Raw genomic sequence first — 12,394 nt, 5'->3', positions numbered from 1 at the left:
CAGCAATACTGGAAGGTCGTCTGAAAACTTGGAATCGGGTTTTCAGACGACCTTTTGGCCTAAGGGAACAGACCAGTTTGCTATGGCATCGTTTATGGTTCCGAATGCCATCGAGAGATAAAATTGCTGCGGTGGACAGTGCTTCTTTAGATGAGATAGTTGAAGTTATCTTTTCTCAGAGTAGGCAGTATGTGTGGGCAAAACGGTACTGTGTCGCTTTACTTGAACTCAAGGCGGATGATTTTTATAATGGTTGAAAGCATAAAGTCAATGGATTTTGTTCTATCCGTACTGTATGCGATTTCATTGTTTTGTCTTGATATAAATGAATATAAATGAACCTGCCAAAATGGAAAGGTCGTCTGAAAAGTTTCAGACGACCTTTTGTTTAAGCTGTCATCAGCTCAGTTTGCCGTGGCATTGTTTGTATTTCAGGCCGCTTCCGCAAGGGCAGGGGTCGTTGCGGTGGACGACTTGGCCTTGGGCGGCAAGTGCCTCGGGGCTGAAATCCGTTCCGTCGGGATCGAACGCTTCGGTAACCAAATTGGTTTGGGATTGTCCGAGCAGTTCTTCCATGTCGGGCGCTTCGGAGTGGATGGTTTGGATGCCGACGGGTGCGGGTTCGGCAATTTCTTCTACATCGGTGTTGCGCTCGATTTGGACGGAGGTCAAGAGGGCGGCGGTTTGATGCTTGATGCCGCGCCACAGGTTTTCAAACATGGCGAAGGCTTCGCGTTTGTATTCCTGTTTCGGATTTTTCTGTGCATAGCTGCGCAGGTGGATGCCTTGGCGCAGGTAGTCCATGGCGGCAAGGTGTTCGCGCCATTGCAGGTCGATGACTTGCAGCATGACGTTGCGTTCGAAATCCGCCATCGGTTTTTTACCGACCAGCTCGACTTTGGCTGCGTATTCTTCTTCCACACGTTTAATCAGACGCTCTTTGATGTCCTGATTGTCCAAAGTGGTGTCTGCTTTGAGCCATGCTTGGATGTCTTCGTGCAGGCGGAATTCGGCGGCAAGCTGGCTTTCGAGTGCGGGGATGTCCCATTGCTCTTCCATGCTGTCGGGCGGTATGTACAAATCGACCAAATCGCTGATGACTTCTTCGCGGATACCTTTAGTCAGGTCGCTGACGTCTTTGCTGTTGAGGATTTCGTTGCGTTGGTGGTAGATGACTTTACGTTGGTCGTTGGCAACGTCGTCGTATTCCAATACTTGTTTGCGCATGTCGAAGTTGCGGCCTTCGACTTTGCGTTGCGCGCCTTCGATTTGGCGGGTCAGCATGCCGTGTTCGATGGCGATACCGCGTTCCGGCGCAAGGCGGTTGAGGATGGCGGCGGCACGGTCGAGCGCGAAGAGGCGCAGCAGCGGGTCTTCAAACGAGAGGTAGAAGCGGCTGGAGCCGGGGTCGCCCTGACGGCCTGCGCGTCCGCGCAATTGGTTGTCGATGCGGCGGCTTTCGTGGCGTTCGGTGCCGATGATGTGCAGGCCGCCTGCCGCGACCACTTGGTCGTGTTCTGCCTGCCAGCCGTTTTCAAGGGCGGCGATTTGTGCGGCTTTTTCTTCGTCGCTCAGGTTTTCGTTGGACTGGATGGCTTCGATTTGGTGCTTGAGGTTGCCGCCGAGGACGATGTCGGTACCGCGCCCCGCCATGTTGGTGGCGACGGTAATGGCGCCGACTTTACCGGCTTGGGCAACGATCAGGGCTTCGCGTTCGTGTTCTTTGGCGTTGAGGACGTTGTGCGGCAGTCCGGCTTTTTGCAGAAGACGGGAAACCAGCTCGGAGTTTTCGATGCTGGTGGTACCGACGAGGACGGGCTGTCCGCGTTTGTGGCATTCTTCGATGTCTTTGACGACGGCTTCGAATTTTTCTTCGGCAGAACGGAAAATCTGGTCGTTGAAGTCTTTACGTTGTACGGGGCGGTTGGTCGGGATGATGACGGTTTCGAGGTTGTAGATGCTTTGGAACTCGAAAGCCTCGGTATCGGCGGTACCGGTCATGCCGGAAAGTTTGGTGTACAGGCGGAAGTAGTTTTGGAAGGTGATGGAGGCGAGGGTTTGGTTTTCGCGTTTGATTTCCACGCCTTCTTTGGCTTCGACGGCTTGGTGCAGACCTTCGGACCAGCGGCGGCCGGACATCAGACGACCTGTAAATTCATCCACGATGACAATTTCGCCGTCTTGGATGACGTAGTGTTGGTCTTTATGGAATAACGTATGCGCGCGTAATGCTGCCATGAGGTGGTGCATCAGGGCGATGTTGGCGGCGGAGTAGAGGGAGTCGTTTTCTTGCAGCAAACCCATTTGAATCAGGATTTGCTCGGCGTGTTCGTGACCCGCTTCGCTCAAGATGACTTGGTGTGCTTTTTCATCGACCCAGTAATCGCCTTCGCCTTCTTCGGTTTCTTGGCGGATGAGGTGCGCGGGAAGGCTGTTCATGATTTGGTACAGCTGGATGTTGTCATCCGCCTGTCCGGAGATAATCAGCGGGGTGCGCGCTTCGTCAATCAGAATGGAGTCCACTTCGTCCACTACGGCAAAGTTCAATTCGCGCTGAACTTTGTCGTATTGGTCGGTCACCATGTTGTCGCGCAGGTAGTCGAAGCCAAATTCGTTGTTTGTACCGTAGGTGATGTCGGAGCCGTAGGCGTTTTGACGGTCAAACGGCTGCATATCGGCGATGATGACGCCGACGGTTAAGCCGAGGAAGTTGTAGAGCGGTGCCATGATGCCCGCGTCGCGCGAGGCAAGATAGTCGTTGACGGTAACGACGTGTACGCCTTTGCCGGACAGGGCGTTGAGATAGACGGCAAGGGTGGCGACCAAGGTTTTACCTTCGCCGGTACGCATTTCGGCGATTTTGCCGTCGTGCAGCACCATACCGCCGATAAGCTGGACGTCGAAGTGGCGCATACCGAGTACGCGGCGGGACGCTTCGCGGCAGACGGCGAAGGCTTCGACCAAAATGTCGTCCAAAGTCTGACCGTTGGCAAGACGTTGTTTGAATTCGGCTGTTTTAGCCTGTAAATCCGCATCGCTCAAGGCTTTCATTTGTTCTTCGAGTGCGTTGATTTTGGCAACGGATTTACGGTATTGTTTGAGCAGCCGGTCATTGCGGCTGCCGAAGATTTTCTTAGCAATGTTTGTCAGCATGAAATAGTTCCTGCGCCTGATATAAAATAATGGCGAAACGGGGATTTTAACACAAGCCTCGCGGCAAGGCAGTCATGCCGTTTGAAATAAAGGCAGTTTTACCGGATTTCAATCTTGATAATACAACCGTACACTTTGAAAAGGTCGTCTGAAACATATGAATTTGGAACAATTGGGCAAGCGGGATGCGCGGTTGGCCGGTTTGTTGCAGCAGTCGCAACAATGGCGCAGGCTGGATGCGGCAGTCAAACGCATCCTGCCGGCAAACCTGCACCCGCACTTTCAAACTGCCTGCATCGAAGAGGGCAGGTTGGTGTTGCTGGCGGCAAACGGTATGGCGGCTTCGCGCCTGAAAATGATATTGCCCGCACTTGTGCCGCAGCTTCAGGAATTGAACGCGGGGATTCGGGATGTGGCGGTCAAAGTCGTGCCGAAGCCGCCGGCACAACCCAAAGTCAACAGCCTGCATTTGAGCGGGGCGGCATTGGAGAGTTTTGATGCGGCGGCGGCAAAATTGGAAGACAAGCATCCTGAATTGGCTGCCGCGCTGGCGGAGTTGGTGCGCAAACACAGCCGTTGAGTTGGGAATTATTATTTAAATTGTTAATATAAGTTAAATTTCATTCGTTCGAATGAGAAGGTCTAATACTAAAGGAATAATACCTGAATAGTAGTCATTCTTTTTTAGGTAAACTGATGTAAATTTGCTATGGAATCTTGGACTTGTTTGGGTTGTTGTAGCAGAATACGGCTTCATTATTTCTTTGGTTCCGCTTGTAGATAGTAAACCCGAATATGGGTTTATTAATATATTCGCAAGTTTTGTTTTGTAAAATTTAACAGACTCTCATCATTAGGAGATACAAATGAAAGCATATTTAGCCCTGATTTCTGCCGCCGTTATCGGTTTGGCTGCCTGCTCGCAAGAACCTGCAAAACCTGCTGAGAATGCAGCGCCTGCCGCTTCTGAAGCCGCTCCTGCGGAAACTGCTGCACCTGCCGATGCTGCTCCTGCTTCCGAAGCAGCGCCTGCCGATTCTGCCGCAGCACCTGCCGCCGGCAACTGCGCGACTACTGTCGAAGCCAACGACGCTATGCAGTTCAACACTAAAGAAATCCAAGTCAGCAAAGCTTGTAAAGAATTCACCGTTACCCTGAAACACACCGGTACCCAACCTAAAGAAAGCATGGGTCACAACATCGTCATCGGTAAAGCCGAAGACATGGACGGTATTTTCAAAGACGGTGCCGGCGCTGCTGCAACCGACTACGTGAAACCTGACGATGCACGCGTTGTTGCCCACACCAAACTGGTCGGCGGCGGCGAAGAAGCTTCCCTGACTCTGGATCCTGCCAAACTGGCGGGCGGCGAATACAAATTTGCCTGCACCTTCCCGGGACACGGTGCTTTGATGAACGGCAAAGTGACTTTGGTCGACTAATCCGTCCAAGCTTCAAAATACAGACAGCCTGCTTTATGCAGGCTGTTTTGTTATAAAATGGTCGTCTGAAAAGTACCCATTGAGAACACAAACATGAATCCGTTTGAAACCAAAAGCGTTACCTTTGCCGAACCGATAGAAATGCTGTATGCCTGCCACGGCAAAGTGCGCCGTTTCTGCGGCCAGGTCGCCATGCTGTCGGACTATATCGCCGAAAACGGCTGCAATCAGATTGTTTTGCAAACCATCCGCCAAATCGCCCAGTATTTCAACGTTGCCGCACCGCTGCACCATGAAGACGAAGAAGAAAACTTCTTCCCGCTCCTGCTGCAATACGCGCCGCAAGCCCAAGAAAGCGTGGACGAGCTTTTGCGCCAGCATGTGAGCCTGCATGGCAACTGGGACGCCGTGGCTGCCGAATTTGCCAAACTCGAAGCAGACAATGCCTATATTCCAGATGCAGAAGCGTTCAAACGCTTTGTGGCAGGTTACGATGTTCATCTAGCGATTGAAGAGCCTTTGTTCGACATGGGCAAAACGTTTATCCCCAAAGAGAAGCTGACCGAAATCGGCGAAATCATGGCGGCGCGCCGACGCAGATAAGGCCGTTTACAGATTGCCGTTTCTTCAAACAAAGGTCGTCTGAAAACTTGAAAACAGAGTTTCAGACGACCTCAATATCACCCGTAACACAACCACGTCGTCTGAAAAGGAAGCAAACTATGCTGACGCCAAAAAGCTGCGATTTGTTCAATATCCCGTTTTTTCAGTTTGCCCAGCTCAAAAAATACCAGCCCGAAAGCATTCCGCAAATCAAAGCCGACTACAAGGAAAACTGGCAGATATGGCAGCAGCTGATACAGCAGGTCGCCGCAGATTTGGGCGAACCTTTCGCACCGCCGCATATCGAACGCTGGTGTAACGGCTGGCAGGTTCGCGCCCATTTCTTCGCCTACTTCAAATACGCCCAATACAAAAACTCCGCCGCGATTTTATCGATTTTATTGAACCGCCGCCGTCTGAGCGTCAGCTTGGACTGGCACTGCTACAAAGCCGACGTGTCGCCGATTGCACTGCCGGAATACAACCGCTGGCTGGATGATTTCGATACTGAAAAATACGCCGCATTCGATATGTGGCACGGCGCGGAAAGCGAATATGACGACTACCGCACCGTCGCACAACAAAGCGAATCCGACCGAAAGCTGCAAAACAACGAAGACTTTTTCTGTATCGGCAAACACATTGAACGCGACGATTTGGGCAAACAGGATGTAGCAAAATGGATAGTCGAAACGGTGGAAGATTTGCTGCCGCTTTATGAAGCCTGTCATGGGGGATAAAGACGGTTTCTGTCCGAATGTGCCGCAGGTTAAAATAGGAAAAACACACATCGTCAATCCCGCGCAGATGGGAGGCCGAAACAGGTACTTCATTTAAATTTGACCTGTCAAACCTATCCTGCTGTTTCCGTTTTTCAGACGACCTTTAAGCACTTGGCGGTCGTCTGAAAACTTGTTATATCGAACAACAATCTTAAATCATGAACGAAAAACTCCCTCCCGACGCGCTCATCGAAGCCGCGCTTTTGACCCAAACCGAACCCCTAAACGAAAAATCCATGCGCGAATTGTGTGTGCCGCCGCTGTCGCAGGACAAATTAATCGATGTATTGGCGCAGTTGAAAACACGTTGGCAGGGCAGGGCGTTGCAACTGGTGCATACGCACGAGGGCTGGCGGTTTCAGATTGCTCAGGCGGCATTCGAGCGGCTGGGCAGCCTTCAGGAGCAGCGTGCGCCGCGCTATTCCCGCGCCGTAATGGAAACGCTGGCGATTATTGCCTACCAGCAGCCGGTGACGCGAGGCGACATTGAGGGCATACGCGGCGTGGCGGTGTCGCAGAACGTGATGCAGACTTTGCAGGACAGGGGCTGGATTGAAGTGATCGGGCATCGTGATTCGGTCGGGCGGCCTGCATTGTGGGCGACGACGGAAACATTTTTGAGCGATTTGCAGTTGGACAGTTTGGAAGAACTGCCGCCATTGACCGAGTTGGGTGAATTGGTGTTGCCCGATTTGGTGGAAACGCCGCCGACAGGCGATGAGAAAGGGCCTGCGGAAGAGTCTGAAAATTCGGGCAGGTTGGTCAACTGAATTGGGAGGGGTCGTCTGAAAGGGTTTTCAGACGACCTTTCGTGTCTTGGGCGCTGCTTTGCCATTTGCAGGTCGGGCATGAATGCCGACCTGAGGTATTGGTTTTAATACGAGATCCGTCGTCAGCCGTCATTCCCGTGCAGGCGGGAATCCATTTTTGAAATTCAGGAACTGTTCTTCAAATCAAGGTTTATCAAGCTTTACGATGGATTCCCGCCTGCGCGGGAATGACGGAATTGCATGACATGCTGCATTCAAAGTTAACTATGTTTGCGATAGCCGAAAAATGTAGTTTAGGTTTTCCCGTGAAAAACTTGATTGTCCGATTCTAAATTTGATTGGCTGATTTGCGGGCAAAGTTCAAGCTACGGCTCGGCTGAATTGAGAAAGGTCGTCTGAAAACCCGAATCCGGTTTTTCAGACGACTTTCGTGTGTTTACGCCTTGTTTGAACATTTATTCCTTGCGTTGCAAAACGGCGGCGAAGAATCCGTCGGTTTGGTGTTTTGCCGAATCGAGGCGCAGGTACTTGCCGGTGTTCAAATCGATTTTCAAACCGGCGAGCAGGTCGGCGCAGTCGAGGAGTTCGTATTCCGGGTGTTCTTCCAAAAAGCGTTCGACCTGCATTTCGTTTTCTTCGGGCAACACGCTGCAAGTGGCGTAAACCAGCCTGCCTTGCGGTTTGACCAGTTTGGCGGCGGCATCGAGGATGCTGTGTTGCTGTTCCAAAAGTTTGGCGACGGTTTCGGGCGACTGGCGGTATTTGAGGTCGGGATTGCGGCGCAGCGTGCCTAAGCCGGAGCAGGGGGCATCGACTAAGACGCGGTCGGCTTTGCCGGTGAGGCGGGCGATGCGGCTGTCGTGTTCGTTGCTGATGCGTTCGGGGTGGATGTTGGTCAGTCCGGCGCGGGTCATGCGGGGCTTGAGGTTGGCAAGGCGTTTTTCGGCGATGTCGAAGGCGTAGATTCTGCCTTTGTTTGCCATTTGCGCGCCGACGGCGAGGGTTTTGCCGCCTGCGCCGGCGCAGAAATCGACGATGATTTCGCCGCGTTTGGCACCGACGAGCAGGGCGAGGAGCTGGCTGCCTTCGTCTTGGACTTCAAGCGTACCGTCTAAAAACAATTCGTGTTTGTTGAGGGCAATTTTGTTTTTCAGGCGGATGCCCCAAGGGGAATAGGGCGTGGCTTCTGCATCGGGGCTTTCGGCTTGAAGCAGGGGCAGTACTTTGTCGCGTCTGCCTTTGATCGTGTTGACGCGGATGTCGAGCGGCGCGGCTTGGTTGATGCTGCGGCCGAAGGCGAGGATTTCTCCGTCGCTAAAATGTTTTTGCAGTTGCTCCACCAGCCATTGCGGCAATTCGGCGGCGGTATGGAGGTCGACTGAAAATTCGGTTTTGCGCGCTTTCAGGCTGCTGAGGAACTCGGTTTCTTCTTCGTCAAGCAGGTCTTTGATTTGGCTGATGTTGGTGCTTCTGCCGAGGACGAGTGCAGCAAGCGCGGCTTTGCGCGGCTGGGCATGCGGGCGGCGCAGGACGGCACTGATTTTTTGATAATGGCGCAGGGCGGCGAAGGCGGTTTCGGCGATTTCGTGGCGGTCTTGCCTGCCGAGTTTTTTGTGTTCGCGGAAGTAGGCGGACAGAACGGCATCGGCAGGCTGTTTGAAAGTCAGCATTTCAGCCAGAACTTTGGCGGTATGGTCGAGTTGGATCGGGGTCATGGTGGGTTCGCAATCGGGGGAAAGGCTTGGATTATACTGGAAAGGTCGTCTGAAAACGTTGAATCGGGTTTCAGACGACCTGCTTGGACTACACAATCCGCGCCATCAGTAAATCGTGCATATTCAGCGCGCCGGTCAGCACGCCGTCGGCGTCGGTTACCAAAAGCCCGTTCACATGGTTTGCCTGCATGACTTTCAGGGCTTCGGTGGCGAGGCGTTCGGCGGGAATGGTTTTGGGGGAGGGATGCATGATTTCATCGACGGTCAGTCCGTCAAAACGGTCGCGCTGTTGGAACAGGCGGCGCAAATCGCCGTCGGTGAACACGCCTTTCAGACGACCTTGATCGTCTGTTACCGCCAGCATGCCCAAGCCTTTTTCGCTCATGCTGACGATGGCTTCTTTCAAGGGTGTGCCAAGTCGGACGGCGGGCAGCGCGTCGTCTTGGTGCATGATGTCCGCAACGCGTAGAAGCAGGCGTTTGCCGAGGCTGCCGGCGGGGTGGCTCAAGGCGAAATCGTCGGGCGTGAACGCGCGTGCGCGCAAAAGGACAACTGCCAATGCGTCGCCCAAAGCCATGACGGCGGTGGTGCTGGTTGTCGGGGCAAGTCCCAGCGGGCAGGCTTCTTTGGAAACTGACGCTGTGATGTGGATGTCGGCATGGCTCGCCATGGTCGAATCGGGGCGGGCGGTAATGCAGATGAGGGTAATGTTTTTGCGTTTGAGCGCAGGGATGATGGCGGCGATTTCGTCGCTTTCGCCGGAATTGGAAATTGCGACGACGACGTCGTTGTCCACAATCATGCCCAAGTCGCCGTGTGCCGCTTCCGCAGGATGGACGAAAAACGCGGGTGTGCCCGTCGAAGCCATGGTCGCCGCTATTTTGCGCCCGATATGTCCCGACTTGCCCATGCCTGTGATGACGACCCTGCCTTTGCAGTGCAGCAGCGCGTCTGCCGCAAGGACGAAGTTTTCGTCCAATTCCGCCGCAATTTCGCGCAAGCCTTCCGCTTCGGTGTGCAACACTTCGCGCGCCCAATCAAGATATTGACCGTTTCCTGCCATAATTTCATGCCTTTTTGTGTTCGTTTTATATCGTTTTGGACATCATTAAATGCCCTAATAAACTATCCAAATTTTCCGAATAGGGGTAGCATTACTACCTGCTTCGCAAATAACCTATATTTAAAGGAATCAGAGATGACTATTTTATCGGACGTTAAAGCATTAGGACAACAAATCTGGCTGGACAACCTTTCCCGCTCGCTCGTACAAAGCGGCGAATTGGCGCAAATGCTGAAACAAGGCGTGTGCGGCGTCACTTCCAATCCCGCCATCTTCCAAAAAGCCTTCGCCGGCGATGCGCTTTACGCCGACGAGGTCACCGCCCTCAAACAACAAGACCTCAGCCCCAAAAAACGCTACGAAACCATGGCGATTGCCGACGTACAGGCAGCCTGCGACGTTTGCCTTGCCGAACACGAATCCACCGGCGGCAAAACCGGTTTCGTCAGCCTCGAAGTCTCCCCCGAGCTTGCCAAAGACGCGCAAGGCACGGTAGACGAAGCCCGCCGCCTCCATGCCGCCATCGCGCGTAAAAACGCCATGATTAAAGTCCCCGCCACCGACGCAGGCATCGAAGCACTCGAAACTCTTATCGCCGACGGCATCAGCGTGAACCTGACCCTGCTGTTCTCACGCGCCCAAACCCTCAAAGCCTACGCAGCCTACGCGCGCGGCATCGCCAAACGCTTGGCAGCCGGGCAAAGCGTTGCCCATATCCAAGCCGTTGCCAGCTTCTTCATCTCCCGCGTGGACGGCGCGCTTGACGCCACGCTGCCCGACCACCTCAAAGGCAAAATCGCCATCGCCCTTGCCAAAGCCGCCTACCAAGACTGGGCGCAATACTTCGGCAGCCCCGAATTTGCCGCGCTGGAAGCCAAAGGCGCAAACCGCGTGCAGCTCTTATGGGCATCCACAGGCGTCAAAAACCCCGCCTATCCCGACACGCTCTACGTTGACAGCCTGATCGGCGCGCACACCGTCAACACCGTCCCCGATGCCACCCTCAAAGCCTTCATCGACCACGGTACAGCCAAATCCACGCTGACCGAAGGCGTAGAAGAAGCACAAGCGCAGCTTGCCGAAACCGCCGCACTCGGCATAGACGTAGAAACCCTCGCCAACCGCTTGCAGGAAGACGGTTTGAAACAGTTTGAAGAAGCCTTTGACAAACTGCTCGCCCCGCTGGCTTGATTGTCAAACCGCAGGTAAGGCTTGCGGTTCGTCGATATAAAAGGTCGTCTGAAAACCTGAATTTTGGTTTTCAGACGACCTTTTTCATTTTTATAGTGGATTAACTTTAAACCAGTACGGCGTTGCCTCGCCTTGCCGTACTATCTGTACTGTCTGCGGCTTCGTCGCCTTGTCCTGATTTTTGTTAATCCACTATATGAATTATTTCAAAGCCGTTTTCCAGTCCAAACCACCAAGGGAGGGGACTTGGGTGATGCTGTGGTCGGCAAGGTTGATGGCGGTCAGTTCACCACCCCAAAGCGCGCCGGTGTCGAGGGAGAGGATGTTGTCGGTGTTCATAAAGCCCAGCGAAGACCAGTGTCCGAAGACGATGGTGTGGCTGAGGTTTTGCCTGTCGGGGGCTTTGAACCAAGGGCGCAGGTTCGGGGGCATTTTTTTGAGGGTGGATTTGTAGTCGTAATCGAGTTCGTTTTTCAGCGTCAGCGCGCGCATTCGGGTGAAGACGTTGAGAATCATGCGCAGGCGGTCGTAGCCGGTCAGATCGTCGCGCCATTCGGCGGGTTTGTTGCCGTACATTTTGGAGAAAAACTTTTTGTATTTTTTGCCGCGCAGTTCGGCTTCGGTTTCGCTGGCAAGCAGTTCGGCGCGGGCGATGGTCCACTGGGGCAGGATGCCGGCGTGAACCATAACATGGCGCACGCCTTTGATCAGCAGGGGCTGGAAGCGCAGCCATTCGAGCATTTTTTTGCTGTCGGGATGTTGGAGGATGGGGGTGATGGTGTCGCTGCGCTTGACCGTGCCTTCGCCGTAGCCGACGGCAAGCAGGTGCAGGTCATGGTTGCCGAGAACCATGCGGACGCTGCTTTCGTGTTCCATGCAGAATTGGAGGACTTCGAGGGATTTGGGGCCGCGGTTGACGATGTCGCCGACGAGCCAGAGGGTGTCTGTGCCGTGGTTGAAGTTGATTTTGTCGAGCAGAAGGGTGAATTCGTCGAAGCAGCCTTGAATATCGCCGATTGCGTAGTGTGCCATTGTTGTTATTGTCCGATTGTGTGTGGTGTTTCAGACGACCTTTGGCTTGTGGAAGGTCGTCTGAAAACGGGTTGCGTGTTTTATGCGTTCAGTACCAGCACGGCTTCGGCTTCGACCTGTACACCTTTGGGCAGGGAGGCGACACCGACGGCGGCGCGGGCAGGGAAGGGTTCTTGGATGAATTCTGCCATGACTTCGTTGAAGACGGCGAAGTTGGCGAGGTCGGTCAGGTAGGCGTTGAGTTTGACGATGTCGCCCAGCGTGCCGCCCGCGGCTTCGGCAACGGCTTGCAGGTTTTTAAAGACTTGGCGGGCTTCGGTGCGGAAGTCGCCGTTGCCGACAACGGTCATGGTGGCGGGATCGAGGGGGATTTGACCGCTCATGTAAACGGTGTCGCCCGCGCGTACGGCTTGGCTGTATGCGCCGATGGCGGCAGGGGCTTTGTCAGTGTGGATGATGGTTTTGGACATGATTTTCTCCTGTTGTCGGGGTCGTCTGAAAGATGGGAACTTTGATGAAAACGGTGTCGATTATCGTATAAAACCGAGTGATTGTGTAGGGTATGGATATTTTCAGACGACCTTAATGAAGCGGCAGTCTGCGGATGTTACGGTTTGGTGTATCAAGGTCGTCTGAAAAAATC

11 protein-coding genes are annotated in these 12,394 nt (G+C 53.7%); 6 read left to right on the top strand and 5 right to left on the bottom strand.

From position 1 onward, the window contains the following. Window positions 1-399 precede the first annotated feature (399 nt). Complete coding sequence (secA, locus tag RSJ68_06930; GenBank protein ID WNU96205.1) at window positions 400-3,153, bottom strand: preprotein translocase subunit SecA; 2,754 nt, start codon at window positions 3,151-3,153, stop codon at window positions 400-402. Window positions 3,154-3,310: 157 nt separating this feature from the next. Between secA and RSJ68_06925 the strand changes: the two genes are divergently transcribed. The 5 genes from RSJ68_06925 (at window position 3,311) to RSJ68_06905 (ending at window position 6,750) form a co-directional block, all read left to right on the top strand. Continuing rightward, on the top strand, window positions 3,311-3,733 hold the full coding sequence (locus RSJ68_06925; protein WNU96204.1) for a DciA family protein: 423 nt from the start codon (window positions 3,311-3,313) through the stop codon (window positions 3,731-3,733). Window positions 3,734-4,019: 286 nt separating this feature from the next. Continuing rightward, window positions 4,020-4,595, top strand: a complete 576-nt coding sequence (azu, locus tag RSJ68_06920; GenBank protein WNU96203.1) for an azurin — start codon at window positions 4,020-4,022, stop codon at window positions 4,593-4,595. A 93-nt stretch (window positions 4,596-4,688) separates the two neighbouring features. Continuing rightward, window positions 4,689-5,198, top strand: a complete 510-nt coding sequence (locus tag RSJ68_06915; GenBank protein WNU96202.1) for a hemerythrin domain-containing protein — start codon at window positions 4,689-4,691, stop codon at window positions 5,196-5,198. Window positions 5,199-5,317: 119 nt separating this feature from the next. Then, the gene (locus RSJ68_06910; protein ID WNU96201.1) at window positions 5,318-5,938 is read left to right on the top strand and encodes an HI_0552 family protein; all 621 of its coding nucleotides are present in this window, start codon (window positions 5,318-5,320) and stop codon (window positions 5,936-5,938) included. Window positions 5,939-6,138: 200 nt separating this feature from the next. Beyond that, window positions 6,139-6,750, top strand: a complete 612-nt coding sequence (locus tag RSJ68_06905; GenBank protein ID WNU96200.1) for an SMC-Scp complex subunit ScpB — start codon at window positions 6,139-6,141, stop codon at window positions 6,748-6,750. Window positions 6,751-7,205: 455 nt separating this feature from the next. On the opposite strand, the gene RSJ68_06900 is transcribed toward RSJ68_06905, so the two are convergent. Together RSJ68_06900 and RSJ68_06895 are read right to left on the bottom strand one after the other, a co-directional pair. Continuing rightward, on the bottom strand, window positions 7,206-8,465 hold the full coding sequence (locus RSJ68_06900; protein WNU96199.1) for an RsmB/NOP family class I SAM-dependent RNA methyltransferase: 1,260 nt from the start codon (window positions 8,463-8,465) through the stop codon (window positions 7,206-7,208). An 88-nt stretch (window positions 8,466-8,553) separates the two neighbouring features. Beyond that, window positions 8,554-9,528 carry a KpsF/GutQ family sugar-phosphate isomerase gene (locus RSJ68_06895; protein WNU96198.1) on the bottom strand — a complete coding sequence of 325 codons (975 nt, stop codon included), beginning with the start codon at window positions 9,526-9,528 and terminating at the stop codon, window positions 8,554-8,556. Between the two features lie 135 nt (window positions 9,529-9,663). Between RSJ68_06895 and tal the strand changes: the two genes are divergently transcribed. Beyond that, window positions 9,664-10,719 carry a transaldolase gene (gene tal, locus RSJ68_06890; GenBank protein WNU96197.1) on the top strand — a complete coding sequence of 352 codons (1,056 nt, stop codon included), beginning with the start codon at window positions 9,664-9,666 and terminating at the stop codon, window positions 10,717-10,719. A 201-nt stretch (window positions 10,720-10,920) separates the two neighbouring features. Here the strand turns inward: tal and RSJ68_06885 are convergent, their stop codons facing one another. Together RSJ68_06885 and RSJ68_06880 are read right to left on the bottom strand one after the other, a co-directional pair. After that, complete coding sequence (locus RSJ68_06885) at window positions 10,921-11,751, bottom strand: symmetrical bis(5'-nucleosyl)-tetraphosphatase (protein ID WNU96196.1); 831 nt, start codon at window positions 11,749-11,751, stop codon at window positions 10,921-10,923. Window positions 11,752-11,831: 80 nt separating this feature from the next. Beyond that, complete coding sequence (locus RSJ68_06880) at window positions 11,832-12,221, bottom strand: RidA family protein (protein WNU96195.1); 390 nt, start codon at window positions 12,219-12,221, stop codon at window positions 11,832-11,834. Between the last annotated feature and the right edge of the window lie 173 nt (window positions 12,222-12,394).

This window comes from Neisseria sp. DTU_2020_1000833_1_SI_GRL_NUU_006 (genome assembly GCA_032388755.1).
GTDB classification, from domain to species: Bacteria; Pseudomonadota; Gammaproteobacteria; order Burkholderiales; family Neisseriaceae; genus Neisseria; species Neisseria sicca_C.
The sequence above is the reverse complement of the archived record's forward strand: the minus strand, read 5'-3'. Positions and strand labels throughout refer to the sequence as shown.